The following is a 16,596-nucleotide window of genomic DNA, read 5'->3' as shown; positions in this document are numbered from 1 at the left end:
CGAGCTTTCATTCAACCTTTCAAAATCCATTCCAATAACGAAATAAATGAATTCAATAAGGCTTTGAATGCGAAAACCGAATACTAAAAAGCATTTTTTATTCCCGCAACGCGCAAAATTGCATATTGATATTCCTGAATGTCAGGTCGTAACGATCTCTACCAACATCCGGACGGTCTTATTCGGCGTAAATGCTCTGCAACAGGGCGTCGTGAGCACTGGCTTCATGCATGACCATGTCCGGCAACAGCGTCTTCGCGGTGGTAGCAATTTCATCGATCAGCGCCAGGGCCACATCGGAGTGCGGGCTGGCGAACGCCGAAATCAGGCCGAAGAAAAACGGGATATTGCAGGCAATCGGCCGCACCACCACACCCTGAATTGGCACTCCCATGGCCGTGAACGGATCGACCAGTGCGACTCCGAGCCCGGCCCTGGCCATCTGCATGGCGATCAATGACGTGTTGGTGTCGAGCATGTGCGGCAACTCGCCGCCCGCTGCCTGAAACGCCTTGTCGATGCGCCGACGGAACCGATAGGGATTGGCCATGGTGATCAGCGTCTGACCCGCCAGCACTTCCATCGGTAGCACGTCATAAGCGGCCAGATCGGAATCATCCGGCAGGACAGCGACGCAAGGTGCTTCGCCTATCCAGTGAATCTCTAGCCCGCGATGCTCCAGCGGCAGGCTCACCGCCCCCAGATCCGTGGTCTTGGACAGCACCGCCTGCACCACATTTTCCGGCGACATGCTCTGCAGCTGGATCTGCCGTGGTTTCAAGTGCTCCGGCAGGCGTGCCAGCGCAGCGGGCAGCAACCCGGCGGCCAGGGCCGAAATCGCCACCAGCTTGATCTGATGATTCTCTTCCTCGGCGATATGCTGCGCGCGCTGGCGAATGTTGCGAATGCCCAGCAGTGCACTTTCTACCTCGCCATACATCATGAAGGCCTTGTGCGTCGGCGTGACCTTCGGCCCACTGCGCTCGAACAGCGCAAAACCCAGCTCCTGCTCAAGTTCCTGAATCACCCGGGTGACCGACGGCTGCGAGCGGCCGAGCATCTTGCCAGCGGCGGTGACACTGCCCGCCGACATCACTGCCGCAAAGGCTTCAAGTTGACGCAAATCCATAAGAACCCTTGATCGATACCGATGATGGCCGGAGCGCGCGTTGCGCGGCTTTGCCGTACGAGTGGCAAAAGTCTACACGCTGTTAGTAAAGCGGGTCATGACCAACGCCTTTAATGCTGCACGGAAGACAATCGCCATCTGACCTACGGCGCTCTCCGCACTTTTCAAAAAACAAGAGGTCTACGCTCAGCGCCAAAAAATAAGGGCTCCTTAGCACCACACGTCACGACGGTTAAACGCTTTAGAAAACATCCGCAGCCCCATGCCTACAGGACTAGCGGAAAGGGCCTTCTGGCTTTGCTGATTGCGATGAAGATTCTCGATACGGTCCAGGATTTATGCTTCCGATGAAGCAGACAATTTTGCGAAGCGCCATGCAGTTGAGCCACCCCCTACGACTCACTAACCGTATTTGCTTTAAGGACGAAGATTTAATGGACTTTCAGTTGCAGGAAGGATGCATCACGTTGCCCAAAGGCTTTAGTGACCGTACCGTAAACATGTTTGTCCTTGGACAGGATGTTCCGGCACCTCTCAGCATCACGCTGTCACGGGATATTCATCTTCAGGGCGAAGACCTCAATGCCTACGTACAAAGACAACTGAAACTTCTGACGTCCAGACTGCGCAGCTATACCGTCCTTGCCCGCAAAGCGATTTCCACTTCAAACGTCAACCTTGACCCCGGTATAGAAATCGAAGCGTACTATCTCAACGAAACGCACACTATCCATCAGCGTCAGGCAGCGTTTATGATCGGTGGCGGCCAGGTTCTGGTGTTTGCCTACACCGGTCAAACGGACTTTACCGAGCAGCAAAACCGCGACTGGACCGATTTAATAGCAAGCTTTACTCCCAAATCCGAAAAAACCTTGAACACCGTAAAGGAGTAACAACGATGTTCGAGGCAGCCCGTTTATTTGACGAAATCGAACACACCGGTGCCCTGGGCGGTTTTCTGCTGGGCGCTGTGGCAGGTATCGCGCTGGTCGCCTACGTCGGGTTTACCTTCGTTACCTGCGGTTTAGGCGGCCTGCTGCTGGGGGTCGCCGTCGGCTTGGCGGGTAGCGCTCTGGCCAGCCTGGGAGAGTCGATCGGCCGAGCCTTCAGCTCCCCCGCGGGCCAGATCGAATCCGGCTCGCGCAACGTGTTCATCAACGGCCGCGCCGCCGCCTTTGTTGAAGACAGCACCGCCGTTTGCGACAAGCACGCCCCCATCGTCAAGGTGGCTGAAGGCTCCAGTAACGTTTTCATCAACGGCAAGGCGGCCGCCCGTCAGGGCGACAAACTGACTTGCGGAGCGCGCATCGCGACGGGCTCCAACAACGTATTCATCGGTGGCGGTACCTACCGCTATCTGCCGGTCAGCGAGGAAATCCCCGTCGCGGTGCGCTACGCCGTGGACATCCTGCTGATCATTGCAGGCGGCGCCCGGGCGGTCGGTTCCATCATCAAGCTGGGCACGCAACAAGGCCTCAAGGCTGCCGGTCCTTGCGCTCTGAGGTTCATGGGCGGTGTTTTCGTCGGCGATGCCATCTTTCGCTTTGGCGTCGCCCCGCTGGCTGACAAAGTACTGGGCGGTCTGCACGGCAATCCGGTCGACACCACCACCGGGCGCAAATTGCTGATCGATGAGAACGACTTCAGCCTGCCGGGCCTGATGCCCATCGAGTGGACCCGCTTCTACGCGAGCGATCTGACCGTCGACAGTGTATTGGGCAAAGGCTGGGTGCTGCCGTGGGAGCAGAGCCTGCGCCGTCATGGCCAATTCATCTACCTGAGCGATAATCAGGGTCGCAGCGTGCCCTTCGTGACCCTGCAACCCGGCGAGCGTATCTACAACCCGCACGAGCAGGTGTACCTGGTTTGCACCGAAGGCGGCCATTATCTGCTGCAGACCCATGACAACGTCTTCTTCTACTTTGGCGAAGTCCCCAACACCAACGTGCCGGTTCCGCTGCAGCGCATCGAGAATGCGATGGGCCACTTCCTGCACTTCACTCGCACCGCGCAAGGCACCCTGACCGACATTAGCGCCACCGGCGGCGTGCGCGTCCATCTGCATTACGAGGAAGACTCGCCGCGCCTGAGCGCCGTCAAGCGTATCGTCGATAACAAGGCCGTCGAGACGCTGGTGCAGTATCGCTACGACAGCCACGGCCAGTTGAGTGGTGTGATCAATCGCAACGGCGACTCGGTACGCAGCTTCAGCTACGCCGACGGCGTCATGGCCAGTCACAGCAATTCGGAAGGCCTGGGCTGTTACTACCGATGGCAAACCCTCGACGGCCAGCCACGGGTCGTCGAACACTGGACCAGCGACGGCGAGCACTTTCACTTCGACTACGATTTTACAGCGCGCCAGACCGGTGTTACCGATGTGCTCGGCCGCCACGCCGAAGTCACCTATAACGCCGACCGACGCGTCGTGGCCAGCACCGACTTTGGCGGCGAACGCTACACCATCGACCTGGACGACACCGGCAATATCACCGCCCTGACCCTCGCCGACGGCAAAACGCTGGCGTTTGCCTACGATGAACTCTCCCGCCTGACCGAAGAAACCGACCCGCTCGGCCGCACCACCCGCTATCGGCATCACTACAAGACCACACTGGTCACTCAGGTCGATTACCCGGACGGCAGCACCTGGCGCGCCCGCTACGACGCCAAGGGCAATCTGGTCGCCGAACTCGATGCGCTCGGCCACAAGACCGAGTACCTCAACGGCGACGACGGCCTGCCGCACACCATCGTCGACCCGACGCTGAAGTCCAAATACCTGTGGTGGAACAAGCTGGCGCAGGTCGAACGCTTTCAGGACTGCTCGGGCAAGAACACCTATTACCGTTACGACGAGCGCCACCATCTGGTCGCCGTCACCGACGCCCTCAACCAGACCACCAGGCTTGAGCGCAAGCCCGATGGCGAAGTGTTGCGCATCGATCACCCCGACGGTACCGCCGAAAGCTTTACCTACAACGCCCTCGGCCAGATCCTCACCCACACCGACGGCAAGGGCCAGACCACGCGGCTGATGCGCAACGCCCGTGGTTTGCCGACTCGGCGTCAGGATGCCAAGGGCCAGTCGATTGCCTACGAGTACGACAAGGCCATTCGCCTGACCGCGCTGGTCAACGAGAACAACGCCAGCTACCGCTTTGCCTACGACGCGTCGGACCGGTTGATCGAAGAGCAGCGCATCGACAACCTGACGCGCCGTTTCCAGTACAACCTCGGTGGATACCTCACCCAGGTCGAGGAAACCGGCTACGGCGAACGCGCAGAGCGCCCACAGCGCCACACCGAATTCGAACGCGACCCCATTGGCCGCCTGTTGGCCAAGGTCAACCGCGACGCCCGTCAGGACTACACGTACGATGATGCGGATCGTTTGCTGTCCATCGAGCGCCAGCCAACGGCTGTCGGGAAGCAACTGGGCGTCACCGCCGAAACCCTGTCCTTCCAGTACGACCTGCTGGGTCGCCTTGTTGAAGAAACCACGCCACAAGGCACCCTGAACTACGAGTACGACCCGCTCAGCAACCTGACCACGCTGACCCTGCCGACCGGCCAGCACCTGAACCACCTGTACTACGGCAGTGGTCACCTGCATCAGTTGAACCTCGACGGCCAGTTGATCAGCGACATGGAACGCGACGACCTGCACCGCGAGGTCTACCGCACCCAGGGCAAGCTCACCAGTTGCTTCGGCTACGACCCGATGGGCCGAAAATCCTGGCAGTTCGCCTCAACCCTGCCCGCCGACAAACTCTCCGGCGTGCTGGGCAGCGAAAGCCCACAACTGCTGGTGGAACATGCCTACAACCCGATCCACCGCCGCTACCAGTACGACCCGGCCGGCGAACTGGTCCGCACCCTCGACAAACTGCGCGGCGAGATCAAATACGAATACGAAGCCAACGGCCAGTTGCACAGCCGCGACACCGGCAAACTGGTTGACAGCGAAGAATTTCGCTACGACGCCGCCGCCAACCGCCTGAACTTCAACACCAGCCGCTTCGACCATGTGAAGGACAACCGCCTCAAACAGTGGCGTGATCAGGAATACACCTATGACGCCTGGGGCAACCTGATCGAGAAGCGCAGTGGTCTGGCGAAATGGCAGACGTTTACCTACGACTGTGAAAACCGCCTCGTACGTGCGGAAACGATGCTCAACAGTCAGCTTCATAGCACCGGCACTTACCAGTACGACAGCCTGGGAAGACGGATAGGCAAGCAGTCCGAAACAAACGGCCAGACCCAGCACAAACGCTTCTTCTGGCAAGGCCTGCGGATGCTGCGTGAAGAACAGCCGGGACAGAGCAACCTGTACGTGTACGAGCCGGGCAGCTATGCGCCACTGGCACGTGTTGATCAGCGCGAAGGTGACGCCGGAAACAAGGTCTACTATTTCCACACCGACCAGATTGGTACGCCGCTGGAGATGACCGATATCGACGGTCAGATCGTCTGGCAGGCGACGTACAAGGCATGGGGAAGCCTCGAAGCGCTGACCGTGAACGAGGTTGAGCAGAACCTGCGGTTTCAGGGGCAGTATTTTGATGAAGAGACGGGGCTTCACTACAACACGTTCCGGTATTACGATCCGGAGGTGGGGCGGTTTATTACGCAGGATCCGATTGGGTTGTTGGGAGGGTTAAACCTTTATAAGTATACGCCTAATCCAATTCGCTGGATTGATGCCCTTGGATGGGCGTGTGAGCTTTATAGAGGAGTGAGTGCAAAACATCCAGAAATCGAAAATGCCAAGAGAGGAAAGGCTGAACCAGGTAATGTCAATAGTGATATTTCTCCTGAACTGCATAATAAAGGTGGTGTATCTCAAGATAGCCCCTATACATCTTGGACAAGAGACCTAAAAATCGCTAAATGGTGGGCAGAGAAAGATGGCCCTGGAGGAGTCATATTAGGAACACCGACCGGAGCCCCCAAGCCTGGCGATGGATGGTCATGGCACCTGTCTCCAGACAGATACGGGGAGTCCGAGATACTTTTAAAAGGAAGTCGAGAAAATCTAAAGGTATTTGATCCAAATGAAATCTAAAGACGTGGTTGAAAAAATTGATTTTGAAGGCTTTATTAAATCGAAAAAATATGATTCGGTGACGGGCGCCGTCTTGAAAAAGATAAAAATGACTAATAAGCAATTTCCGGTTCCCAAAGAAATTAGCGCCTATGATGATCAATCCAAGGAATCACTAAGCTCAATAATAGAATTCAGGCACAATAACTTGAAGTCTCAAGGTCGAATACTTCACGGTGCCGACATCTGTTTGAAAGCTCTAAAATCCTCTTCTAGCGAGGCCCATAGAAGCTGGATACCTTTAGATACAGGGGAGTATCTTCTAATCTTCATAGTCAATTGTAAAAGCTACAAAATAGACGGCTGCATGTCATTGAAAGCCGACAAGCTGGCATCTTCTTAATGACAAAACCACATCGCTCAGCTTTCGATAAAGCTAACGTATCGCCTTGACCAATATCATAGAGAGCACATTTCTCTATGGTTTTGAAATTTCATTCTGCTGTCGAGCACTTTCTCAGATGATACGAGTTTAAAATTACTGACAGTAAACTACTTTGGTAACCAACTGGTCGATCCAATCGAACCCCCACCCTCCCCTCACAGTCTCAACCCAGGCAACCCTGGAGGACAAAACGGATGATTTTCAACTCGCTGGTGTTTCTGGCCACGCTGATCGGCATGGAAGGCTTCGCATTTCTGGCGCACAAGTACGTCATGCATGGCTGGGGATGGGGCTGGCATCGCTCGCACCATGAGCCTCGGACCGGCTGGTTCGAGAAGAATGATCTGTACGCAGTGGTGTTTGCGGGCGTCGCCATCGTGCTGATTGCGCTGGGCACCGGGGGTTATCATCCGCTGGAGTGGATCGGTGCAGGAATGACGGCCTATGGCCTGTTGTATTTCGTTGCGCATGACGGACTGGTTCACCGGCGCTGGCCGTTCAGTCTTGTGCCACGCGCAGGCTATGCCAAGCGACTCTATCAGGCGCACCTGATGCATCATGCGGTGTCCGGCAAGGAGCGCTGTGTGTCATTCGGCTTTCTGTACGCGCCTTCCGTGGCAAAACTGAAGGCGCAACTGCGCGAGCTGCACGGCGGTCCGCTCAATAGGCACGACGAGGACGTTTCCACAGGTCGGGCGGACGTCGGGGATAGCGCTTCCCGCGCGAAATAGTGGACTGCCATGCCCCGGCGGCGACCAGTCTGAGCTTGTCGAGTTTCGAGGTCGACTGGCGTGAGTCCCACGCCTGCGCTCCGGCCTCCCGCACCTTCACGCCTATCTCGCGGTAGACACCTCTGGCGGTGGCCACTGCCCAGGCCGAGCGCCACGGTAACGCGGCCAGACCGGCCTGCGCGCTTTCATAGAACGGCTCAGCCATGTCTACCAGCCGCCGGGCGAGCACGGCAATGCGCTGGCGATACTCCGGCTCGGCCAGCCGGTCACGCGGTATGTCCAGTTCGGTCAGCCAGTCGGCGGGCAGATAGCAGCGTCCGACGGCAGCATCTTCGACGATATCGCGGGCAATGTTGGTCAGTTGAAACGCCATGCCCAGATCGCAGGCCCGATCCAGGGTCGCTTCGTCACTGACGTTCATGACCTGCGCCATCATCAACCCGACGACCCCGGCCACGTGGTAGCAGTATTCCAGAGTGTCTTCGATGCTGCGGTAGTCCCGTTGATTCACGTCCATCGCAAACCCTGCGAGGTGATCCAGCGCGTAGTCCTGACGAATGCCGTGACGGTAGACCACGTCTTTGAACGCGGCGAAGGCCGGGGTCTGCGGGGGGATGCCTGCGTAGACGTCATGCGTCCGGGCGATGAGCCCGGCCAGACGCTGGCGTACTTCAACGGGCGAGACGACCGTTGCGTCATGCCCCGCTTCCTGCCCATCGATGACATCGTCACAGTGGCGGCACCAGGCGTACAACATCACGGCGCTGCGGCGTGTCAGCGGATCGAACAGTTTCGAGGCGGCCGCGAAGCTCTTCGAACCCACGGCAATGCTCTGTAAAGCATGGTCTACCAGTTGCTGATCCTGTGTATCCGGTGCAGTCATGCGTGGACGCCCTCCAGCATCAGGCCTGCGGTGGCCTTGGCCGAGCCGATCACACCGGGAACACCTGCGCCCGGATGCGTCCCGGCGCCAACCAGATACACATTGGCCAGATTCGCGTCGCGGTTGTGAGGCCGAAACCAGGCACTTTGTTGCAGGACGGGTTCCAGCGAGAAGGCCGAGCCCAGATGCGCGTTCAGTTCGTCGCGGAAATCGTTGGGCGTGAAGATCCGGCAGGTCACCAGGTCTTCACGCAGGCCGGGCATGTAGTACTTCTCAAGGTATTCAAAGATCCGGTCCCGGTAGCGCGGCCCTTCGATTTCCCAATCAATGGGCGCATTGCCCAGGTGCGGAACCGGTGACAACACGTAATGGCTGGAACAGCCTGGTGGTGCGAGGCTCGGGTCGGTGATGCAGGGTGCGTGCAGGTACAGCGAGAAATCCTCGGCCAGCGCATCGCCCTTGAAGATTTCCTGGATCAGTTCGCGGTAACGCGGCCCGAAGCACACGGTGTGGTGCTGCAATTGTGGCTGTGGTCGCTTGAGGCCGAAGTGAATGACGAACAGCGAGTTGCTGAACCGCTTTCGCTTGAGCCGCGCGCCCTCCTTCACGCCCCGTGGATACTGGGCCAGAAGATTGGCATAGGTGTGCACCACGTCGGCATTCGAGGCCACGCAGTCGGCGTTCAACACCCGGCCGTCATGCAACCGCACACCCGTGGCGCGTGCGCCGCTGACTTCGATGCTGGCGACTTCGGCATTGAGTTCGATGCGTCCGCCGATGTCCTCGAACAGTTTGACCATTCCCTGCACCAGTGCGCCGGTCCCGCCCTTCGGAAACCAGACGCCCCACTGGCGCTCCAGCGCGTGAATCAGGGTGTAAATGGACGACGTGGCAAACGGATTACCGCCCACCAGCAACGAGTGGAACGAGAACGCCTGGCGCAGTTTCTCGTCTTCGATGAACTCCGACACTTTGGAGTAGACGCTGCGCCAGGCCTGAAGACGCGCCAGTTGCGGACCGGCCTGAATCATGTCGCGAAACGACAGAAACGGCACAGCGCCCAGTTTCAGATAGCCCTCGTTGAACACCGCTTTCGAATACGCCAGAAACCGCTGATAGCCCGCAACGTCCTTGGGGTTGAGCGCGCCGATCTGGCGATCCAGAGAAGCCTGATCGTTGGCGTAGTCGAACTGCGTGCCGTCTTCCCAGCACAGACGGTAGAACGGCGAGACCGGCAGCAGGTCGACGTAATCCTTGATCGATTTACCGGCCGCCGTGAACAACTCTTCGATGGCCGAGGGGTCGGTGATCACCGTAGGCCCTGCATCGAAAGTGAAACCCTCATCCTCATAGACGTAGGCTCTTCCGCCCGGCTTGTCGCGCTTTTCGAGCAGGGTTGTTTGCAAGCCTGCGGCCTGAAGCCGGATCGCCAGTGCCAGGCCGCCGAAACCGGCGCCAATCACCACGGCGTTTTTTGCTGGGGTCATAGAGAATTCTCATAATGTCTGGGCAGGTAACGTACGGCGGCACGCATGGCTTCAGCGACCGGCACGGGAGGCTTGCCGACCAGCACCCGGACCTTGTCGCGGGCGAGCGTGTCACCGGCGTAAAAGCGGCGAATCAGGTTGTCGGGCAACCCGTAAAAGCGTTGCATCACTTGCCAGCGATCCTGAGGTCGGCCAGCCAGAAACAGCATCCGGTTGAGCAGCCGATAGAAGCGCTGGCGCTGCCACTGGGCCCGCGCAAAAGCGCGAATGCCCTGCGCCAGCGACTCGGCTTCGAAGTTGTTCTGGTGAGTGATCCAGTCGGCCAGCCTCACGGCCAGTGGCAGCGAGTAGCCGGTGGTGCAGTGGAACAGCCCTGCACGCAAGCCAGAACGCGGCTGGCCCGGATGTTCGTTCCAGAACGCATTGAAATCGCCGGCCAGCGTAATGGGCAGTACGCCCTGCTCTTCGCGAAGGCAGGTCTGAATCGTCCAGCCGTGCTGACGCGCATAGTCGGCAATGTGCCGACGCAACTCATCCGGTGACGACGATTGCCGATCCACGTAATGGGTGTCCTCGATCAGCAGCGTATCGCGGGTAAACGGCAGCACGTAAACGAAGCGATACCCGCTTTCCTGCGGCACGCGGGCATCCATGATGATCGGCATGTCCAGCCCGTGGGGGTGCTTCAATTGCAGCAACTGGCCCAGAAATGCCTGCTGACCGAGCACCAGATGCGCGCTGGGCTGCACGCCACGGCCGTCGATCACGGCGCGGGCGTCCAGGCGCTCGCCATTGTCGAGCAGTACCGAGTCCGGGCTGACTTCAGTGATACGCGTTCCTGTCATCAGGCTATCGCCCAACGCAGGCCCAATGACCTGAGCGAAGCGCTCGGAAGTGATACTCGCGTAGCCACTCTCCATTCGCCGTGCGCGCTCTGGAAAGTAGACGTCGTAAGCAGGCCAGGTCTTGACCACCAACGGGCGGATCCATTGATGCTGGTCCGGGCTCAGGTCGCCGTCATGAAAGGACCAAGTGTGGTTGCCGCCCAACTGCGGCTGCTCCTCGATACACAGGATATTCAGCTCGGGTCGGCACTGCTTGAGACGCCAGGCGATCAGCCCGTTGGCCAGCCCGCCGCCCGCCAGGATCAGGTCATAACGCATGAACGCCTCCTGCGAACACAGGCTGGCGCGTGCGAAGCACATCCTCGACGATGTTGGCGGCCTTGAAGGTTCCGCCTGCCGAATCCAGTTCAGTTGCCAACTGACGCAGCGGTTTGTCGGAGTGCACGAGCAGGTGTTGCAACTGGGCCTGGATCTTCGCCGCTCCGGCGCGACGATGCAGCTGCTTGCCAAGCCGGTGATAACAGACCCTGGCAGCCACACCGGGCTGATCGAAGGTAATCGGCATGACCAGCATTGGCGTGCCGGCGGCAATCGCATCCATCACCGTGTTCAGGCCACCATGGGTAATCACCACATCGGCCTGCTCCAGCACCCACTGCTGAGGCGCGAATGCCGTCACCCGAACATCGCCCATCTGCCTGAGCGTCTGTTCCTGAGCGGCATCAAGACCGCCACAATGAGCGATCAGCAGTTGGGCGTTCAGACGCTGACAGGCAATCACCATCTGTTTGAACATACCCAGCCGACCACCCTGCAAGGTGCCCAGACTGGCGAAAATGAACGGCCGGTTCGGATCGATGGACCACTCGCCCTGTACCTGATGAGGCGCCGACCGCAGCGGGCCCACGGTATGAAAATGTGCAGGCCGGTTCTCACGCGGGAAATCGAAACCGTCCAGCGTCTGGCTGATCTGCGCAAACGGCGACAGGTACTCGTGCATGCCATTGCGCGGGGTCACGCCCAATCGATGGGATGCCTCGTGCAGGACCTTGCGTAGCGGGCGCATCATCCAGTCGTACACCCTTGTGCTTGCCTCGTACAAGCGTCTGCTGCGCGCATCGGTGCCGTAGCCAAACGGCATCATCGGCAGCGGCAACTGAGGCTCACGATTGATCGGCAGTGCGCAGGCCACTGAAACGAATGGCAGACCCAGCGCCTCCGCCACCAGACCGCCGCCCGCCTCCATCTGGTCGCACAGCAGTGCGTCGATGGCTTCGTGCGCCAGCGCGGCAGGCAGTTCGGTACAGAACATGGCTGTCGTACTACTCAGGTCGCGAATCACGCGGCGCAAGCCCAGCGGGCCGTGGGGAGCTGCGGCCCGGCGCAACGATCCAGCCAGACTGCCAGGCGGGTGGCTGATCGCGCCCAGAGTGTAAAAGCCAATACGTGGATCGGTCAGCCAGCGATGGGCATCGGCCTGATGAAAGAACGTGACCCGGTGACCGCGCTCGATCAACTCCAGCGCCAGGGCCTGGAACGCCTGAAAGTGGCTGTAGAACGCAGGGGCCACAACGCCAAAATGACTCATGGAATACGCTCGCTCAACGGGAGTGGGTCGAGCAGCCGCGCTCCACGCAACGCAGCCAGATCCGGCGACCCGGTACAGAAGCAGGCGATGCGCAACTGGCGAATTATTGTTTCAAAATGTTCAATCACGGCGGAATCCGATTCCAGCGCCTCAGTAAGTACGCCGGCAGCCTGTCCGACCAGATCCGCTCCGAGACGGATTGCCCGGGCAGCATCTATGCCGTTACGAATGCCTCCGGAGGCAATCAGCGTCGTGTGCGGCAGTGCCTGCCGGAGATTGATCAGACTTGTGGCCGTCGGTATGCCCCAGTCTGCAAAGGCCATCGCTACCTCTCGATCCGCCGACCGGGTCGCGCGCTCGCCCTCGATCGCTGCCCAGCTCGTGCCGCCCCTGCCCGCCACATCCAGCACCTGTACGCCATGGGCAACCAGCGCACGGGCGACCGGGGCCGACAATCCGGCACCGACTTCCTTGACGATGACCGGCGCGCCCACACTTTCGACCGTGCGCGCAATCGCCTCCAGTACGCCGCGCCAGTCCTTGTCGCCCTCCGCCTGAACGGCTTCCTGCAAGGGGTTGAGGTGGATGATCAACGCATTGGCCTGCAACGCATCCACTGCCCGGCGCGCCAGATCCAGGCCGTCCGCTTCCAGCAACTGCGCCGCGCCGATGTTGCTCAGCAACGGGATATCCGGGGCCAGACGTCTGAGTTCGCGGGTCAGGCCCTGATCGTTGGGGCTGCGCAATCCGACTCGCTGCGACCCGACGCCCATGGCAATCCCCAGCCGTTGCGCGGCCTGGGCCAGATGCCGGTTGATCGCTGTCGAGCGCTCGGCACCGCCGGTCATCGAGCTGATCAACAGCGGTGCGCGCAGGGGAATACCCAGCAGACTGCTGCTTAAATCAATGTCGCCAAGGTTCAGTTCCGGCAACGCGCAATGTTCGAAGCGAACCGCTTCAAGGCCCGAGCCAGAGCCTGTGAAGCTTTGTTTAAGGACGATATCGAGGTGATCATCCTTGCGCCGACTGAGGTCGATGTTGTCCATGACAGCTCCGATTTAGCTGGATCATTTTTCCGAGCGTGTGGTCTCTAGATTCTTGAGGCACTCAGGAGCGGAGGTCGTTCCGTTTGATTGAAAGCCAGGAAATGAGCCTGAGACGAGACAGTTGGACTGTCGAGCCTACATAGCCAGAGTAGAAGCGATGACAAAAATGGAAATGGATGCCTCCCTCCATAGCGGACTGATCAAGCAGTTGGCAGACATGCGTGAGCGCATCGAGAAACGTCTGGATGAATTGATGCCGCAGGAAGGTAACGAGCGCGACCTGGTCGCGCTGGCAATGCGCGAGGGCACACTGGCACCCGGCAAGCGCGTGCGCCCCATGCTGTTGATGCTGGCTGCCGAGGGACTGGGTCATTCCGACCGCCAGTCTGAAGACGCGTCGCTGGATCTGGGTTGTGCCGTGGAGATGATCCACGCAGCGTCTCTGGTGCTGGACGACATGCCGTGCATGGATAACGCGCAGCTAAGGCGAGGACGTCCTACCGTGCACCTGAAATTTGGTCAGGATGTGGCGATTCTCGCGGCGATCGCTTTGCTGAGCCGGGCATTCGGCGTGGTCGCGGCGATCAATGACGTGCCGCCTGCGAACCGTACCCGGATTGTTGAAATCCTCGCCGATACAGTGGGCATGCAAGGGCTGGTCCGCGGACAGTATCAGGACTTGCGCGAAGGTCAGCACAGTCGCTGTGCCGAAGAGATCGCCCTGACCAATCGGCTCAAGACCGGCGTTCTGTTTGGCGCCATCATGGACATGGCCTGGCTGATCGGCAGTGACGACGAGCGCGTACGGCTCGAGCTGCAGGGATTTGCCACGGAGCTGGGGCAGGCTTTTCAGCTCTACGACGATCTGCAGGACGATGCGTTCGACAACGCCAAGGATCAAGGCAAGGACAAGGGCAAGTCGACATTCGTTTCGCTGTACGGTCAGCAGAAAGTGGCTGAACAGCTTCATGCCCATCTGTCGATGGCGGAGAAACACCTCGACCGGGCCTACGGCGATGCGCAAGCCATCAGCGCCTACCTCAGGCTGGTTTTTCTGAAAGCGTTGTAACACAGGCTGCCTGTTCGGCCGTCATCACTCGATTTCGGCCTTGTTCCTTTCCCTGATACAGCAACGCATCCGCACGATTGAGCGCAACCTGAAAGGCCTCGCCCGGATGAATGACTGCCGTCGCCAGCGTCGCCGTCACGTCCAGCTTGCGGGTGTCGATGTGCCCTGCCTCTTCACTGATCCGCGCCCAGATACGCTCGGCCACCTTTCGCGTATCAGCCAGCGACGTGTCCGGCATCAGCACCAGAAACTCTTCGCCTCCCCAGCGGGCGGCCATGTCGTTGTGACGCACGCAGGCGCTGATGATGCCTGCGACCCGCTGCAGGATGAGGTCGCCGGATTCGTGGCCGTGAAGGTCGTTGATCTGCTTGAAATGATCGATATCGAGCAATATCAGCGATGCGGAAAGCCCCTGGCGCTGCGACTCCATCTGTCGCACGCGGTGCAGGATTCGTCGGCGGGTGTAAAGGTTGGTGAGGCTGTCCCGATTGGCGATATGAAACAGGCTCAGTTGCATCGAAGAGGTGAAGCGTACCGACAATGCTGTGGCGTAGATCGACAGCGAGGTTGCGATCAGCACATTGGCGATGCCAAAAATATCCAGAACCTCCCTGCTCAGCCCGGACGAGAGTCCCATATAGCGCCGAAACGCGAAGCAGCCGACGGCCGCCATCAGGATCGACAGGCTGTAGACCAACCGTCTGAACGTGGCCAGTTGAAAGGTAAAGGCGATGATCGGCACGACGCAGAACAGGTAAAAGCTGAAATTGCTGTCCCAGCCCAGTACCCAGGTGGCCAGAATGGCGTGGCCGATGATTTCAAGGCTCATCAACTGACCCGCCTGCCGGTAGCGGCGACCGCGTATCAGGTACAGGCAATTGATGTAGATCAGTGTGCTCAGGAAGTTGGCGCCCCAGAGAATGGGCACGTCCAGTGCGATGAACAGCCCGAACAGAACAAAATGGATCAGGAGCGCGACGTAAACTATGGGAATGATGTGTTTCCAGAACTGGACAGCAGTCTCCTTGAAGAGCTGGGAACGGTCATCGGCGGAGAGGATCATCACGTTATCTCGAAAGTACAGGTTGAATACGACCGTGGGGTATCAAGGCGTGATTCATGTCGTATTGTCGGCATGAACGGGCTGCGCTTGATGCGTCCAGCAACAATAATTGTCGTTGCAACCGGGCTGTGAGGCTCTTGTTTGAAGGCGTTGCCCCTTGAAAGTGCCCAAGCGACGACGGAACAATTTGACCGGGCGCTCTGGCATGCGGGTTGTGCGGGTGAAATGCCTCATTCGGATCAAATACTGCTTTAATGGATCGCTGCTTCCCCAGCGCATGGCTGGCCTCGAATGACTGATAAGGAAGGGTACGGATGGAACGTCTCACAGCGAAAGACTTTGCCCCTGAACTGCTCGAACTTTACGACTACTACGCCCACGGCAAGATCAACCGACGCGAATTTCTCGATCGCGCGGCAGTGTTCACCCTGGGCGGCCTTACCGCAAGCGCCCTGCTCGCTTCTCTGAGCCCCAACTATGCGTTGGCCGAGCAGGTGGAATTCACCGACCCGGACATCATCGCCGAATACGTGAATTACCCGTCGCCCAAAGGCCATGGTCAGGTGCGCGGCTATCTGGTGCGTCCCGCCAAGGCGACCGGCAAGGTTGCCGCCATTGTGGTGGCGCATGAAAACCGTGGGTTGAACCCGTATATCGAAGACGTTGCCCGGCGCGTGGCCAAGGCAGGCTTCATCGCCCTGGCACCGGACGGACTGTCATCGGTGGGCGGTTATCCGGGCAATGACGACAAGGGCCGCGAGCTTCAGCAGAAGGTCGACCCTGAAAAACTGATGAACGACTTCTTCGCCGCCATCGAGTGGCTGATGAAGCACGATGCAACCACGGGCAAGGTCGGTATTACAGGCTTCTGTTATGGCGGTGGCGTCACCAACGCAGCGGCGGTGGCCTATCCGGAGTTGGGCGCGGCGGTCTCGTTTTACGGACGCCAGCCGAATTCGGAGGATGTGGTGAAGATCAAGGCACCGATCATGATCCACTATGGCGAGTTGGACACGCGCATCAACGAAGGCTGGCCTGCTTATGAAAAGGCCCTGAAAGCCGCCGGCACGACTTACGAAACGTACATTTATCCGGGCGCCAACCACGGTTTCCACAACGACTCGACCCCGCGCTACGACGAGGCCGCCGCCAAACTGGCCTGGGACCGGACGCTGGGGTGGTTCAGGAAATATCTCGTTTGAATTGCTCCGCGTGGGCATGCCTCCCGTGACGCTCCGCGTCACAAATGGCACAGACTGC

Annotated in this window: 13 protein-coding genes; 6 read left to right on the top strand and 7 right to left on the bottom strand. The window is 59.1% G+C overall.

Annotation, left to right across the window (positions count from 1 at the left end):
• Positions 1 to 178 precede the first annotated feature (178 nt).
• Positions 179 to 1,129, bottom strand: a complete 951-nt coding sequence (locus QRN20_RS14795) for a LysR family transcriptional regulator (RefSeq protein WP_257118092.1) — start codon at positions 1,127 to 1,129, stop codon at positions 179 to 181.
• A gap of 434 nt (positions 1,130 to 1,563) precedes the next feature.
• On the opposite strand from QRN20_RS14795, the gene QRN20_RS14790 reads away from it, so the two are divergent.
• The 4 genes from QRN20_RS14790 to QRN20_RS14775 all read left to right on the top strand — a co-directional run bounded on the left by QRN20_RS14790 (position 1,564) and on the right by QRN20_RS14775 (position 7,355).
• Positions 1,564 to 2,022 (top strand): DcrB-related protein, encoded by a 459-nt coding sequence (locus QRN20_RS14790; RefSeq protein WP_285360667.1) that lies wholly within the window; start codon positions 1,564 to 1,566, stop codon positions 2,020 to 2,022.
• A 5-nt stretch (positions 2,023 to 2,027) separates the two neighbouring features.
• A complete protein-coding gene (locus QRN20_RS14785; RefSeq protein WP_285360650.1) occupies positions 2,028 to 6,200 on the top strand; it encodes an RHS repeat-associated core domain-containing protein in 4,173 nt (1,390 codons plus the stop codon).
• Positions 6,190 to 6,582, top strand: a complete 393-nt coding sequence (locus tag QRN20_RS14780) for a hypothetical protein (RefSeq protein WP_285360648.1) — start codon at positions 6,190 to 6,192, stop codon at positions 6,580 to 6,582. Before QRN20_RS14785 ends, QRN20_RS14780 begins: the two co-directional genes overlap by 11 nt.
• Before the next feature lie 236 nt (positions 6,583 to 6,818).
• Positions 6,819 to 7,355, top strand: a complete 537-nt coding sequence (locus QRN20_RS14775; protein ID WP_029242710.1) for a sterol desaturase family protein — start codon at positions 6,819 to 6,821, stop codon at positions 7,353 to 7,355.
• Here the strand turns inward: QRN20_RS14775 and QRN20_RS14770 are convergent.
• Genes QRN20_RS14770 through fni form a run of 5 tightly spaced genes read right to left on the bottom strand, consistent with a single transcriptional unit; the run spans position 7,285 to position 13,204 of the window.
• Positions 7,285 to 8,238 (bottom strand): phytoene/squalene synthase family protein, encoded by a 954-nt coding sequence (locus QRN20_RS14770; RefSeq protein WP_285360646.1) that lies wholly within the window; start codon positions 8,236 to 8,238, stop codon positions 7,285 to 7,287. The two genes, QRN20_RS14775 and QRN20_RS14770, sit on opposite strands and share 71 nt — an antisense overlap.
• Complete coding sequence (locus QRN20_RS14765) at positions 8,235 to 9,725, bottom strand: phytoene desaturase (protein ID WP_058432130.1); 1,491 nt, start codon at positions 9,723 to 9,725, stop codon at positions 8,235 to 8,237. The genes QRN20_RS14770 and QRN20_RS14765 overlap by 4 nt, the downstream gene beginning before the upstream one ends.
• Positions 9,722 to 10,888 (bottom strand): lycopene beta-cyclase CrtY, encoded by a 1,167-nt coding sequence (crtY, locus tag QRN20_RS14760; protein WP_058432129.1) that lies wholly within the window; start codon positions 10,886 to 10,888, stop codon positions 9,722 to 9,724. Before crtY ends, QRN20_RS14765 begins: the two co-directional genes overlap by 4 nt.
• The gene (locus QRN20_RS14755; RefSeq protein ID WP_058432128.1) at positions 10,878 to 12,158 is read right to left on the bottom strand and encodes a glycosyltransferase; all 1,281 of its coding nucleotides are present in this window, start codon (positions 12,156 to 12,158) and stop codon (positions 10,878 to 10,880) included. Before QRN20_RS14755 ends, crtY begins: the two co-directional genes overlap by 11 nt.
• Complete coding sequence (gene fni, locus QRN20_RS14750) at positions 12,155 to 13,204, bottom strand: type 2 isopentenyl-diphosphate Delta-isomerase (RefSeq protein ID WP_122418325.1); 1,050 nt, start codon at positions 13,202 to 13,204, stop codon at positions 12,155 to 12,157. The genes QRN20_RS14755 and fni overlap by 4 nt, the downstream gene beginning before the upstream one ends.
• 157 nt (positions 13,205 to 13,361) lie before the next feature.
• On the opposite strand from fni, the gene QRN20_RS14745 reads away from it, so the two are divergent.
• Positions 13,362 to 14,273 (top strand): polyprenyl synthetase family protein, encoded by a 912-nt coding sequence (locus QRN20_RS14745; RefSeq protein ID WP_340137985.1) that lies wholly within the window; start codon positions 13,362 to 13,364, stop codon positions 14,271 to 14,273.
• On the opposite strand, the gene QRN20_RS14740 is transcribed toward QRN20_RS14745, so the two are convergent.
• Positions 14,245 to 15,336 (bottom strand): GGDEF domain-containing protein, encoded by a 1,092-nt coding sequence (locus tag QRN20_RS14740; RefSeq protein WP_122422034.1) that lies wholly within the window; start codon positions 15,334 to 15,336, stop codon positions 14,245 to 14,247. The two genes, QRN20_RS14745 and QRN20_RS14740, sit on opposite strands and share 29 nt — an antisense overlap.
• Positions 15,337 to 15,650: 314 nt before the next feature.
• Between QRN20_RS14740 and yghX the strand changes: the two genes are divergently transcribed.
• Positions 15,651 to 16,538 (top strand): YghX family hydrolase, encoded by an 888-nt coding sequence (yghX, locus tag QRN20_RS14735; protein WP_029242717.1) that lies wholly within the window; start codon positions 15,651 to 15,653, stop codon positions 16,536 to 16,538.
• The last annotated feature ends 58 nt before the right edge of the window (positions 16,539 to 16,596 follow it).

It is taken from the genome of Pseudomonas sp. fls2-241-TYG-175 (assembly GCF_030209155.1).
GTDB lineage: Bacteria > Pseudomonadota > Gammaproteobacteria > Pseudomonadales > Pseudomonadaceae > Aquipseudomonas > Aquipseudomonas viridiflava.
Note: the sequence above shows the minus strand (reverse complement) of the source record. Positions and strands in the feature narration are given on the sequence as shown.

What these genes read in the sequence shown, in the direction of transcription:
- QRN20_RS14795 (WP_257118092.1), bottom strand. Translation starts at nt 1,129, where the DNA reads ATGGATTTGCGTCAACTTGAAGCCTTTGCGGCAGTGATGTCGGCGGGC.
- QRN20_RS14790 (WP_285360667.1), top strand. Translation starts at nt 1,564, where the DNA reads ATGGACTTTCAGTTGCAGGAAGGATGCATCACGTTGCCCAAAGGCTTT.
- QRN20_RS14785 (WP_285360650.1), top strand. Translation starts at nt 2,028, where the DNA reads ATGTTCGAGGCAGCCCGTTTATTTGACGAAATCGAACACACCGGTGCC.
- QRN20_RS14780 (WP_285360648.1), top strand. Translation starts at nt 6,190, where the DNA reads ATGAAATCTAAAGACGTGGTTGAAAAAATTGATTTTGAAGGCTTTATT.
- QRN20_RS14775 (WP_029242710.1), top strand. Translation starts at nt 6,819, where the DNA reads ATGATTTTCAACTCGCTGGTGTTTCTGGCCACGCTGATCGGCATGGAA.
- QRN20_RS14770 (WP_285360646.1), bottom strand. Translation starts at nt 8,238, where the DNA reads ATGACTGCACCGGATACACAGGATCAGCAACTGGTAGACCATGCTTTA.
- QRN20_RS14765 (WP_058432130.1), bottom strand. Translation starts at nt 9,725, where the DNA reads ATGACCCCAGCAAAAAACGCCGTGGTGATTGGCGCCGGTTTCGGCGGC.
- crtY (WP_058432129.1), bottom strand. Translation starts at nt 10,888, where the DNA reads ATGCGTTATGACCTGATCCTGGCGGGCGGCGGGCTGGCCAACGGGCTG.
- QRN20_RS14755 (WP_058432128.1), bottom strand. Translation starts at nt 12,158, where the DNA reads ATGAGTCATTTTGGCGTTGTGGCCCCTGCGTTCTACAGCCACTTTCAG.
- fni (WP_122418325.1), bottom strand. Translation starts at nt 13,204, where the DNA reads ATGGACAACATCGACCTCAGTCGGCGCAAGGATGATCACCTCGATATC.
- QRN20_RS14745 (WP_340137985.1), top strand. Translation starts at nt 13,362, where the DNA reads ATGACAAAAATGGAAATGGATGCCTCCCTCCATAGCGGACTGATCAAG.
- QRN20_RS14740 (WP_122422034.1), bottom strand. Translation starts at nt 15,336, where the DNA reads ATGATCCTCTCCGCCGATGACCGTTCCCAGCTCTTCAAGGAGACTGCT.
- yghX (WP_029242717.1), top strand. Translation starts at nt 15,651, where the DNA reads ATGGAACGTCTCACAGCGAAAGACTTTGCCCCTGAACTGCTCGAACTT.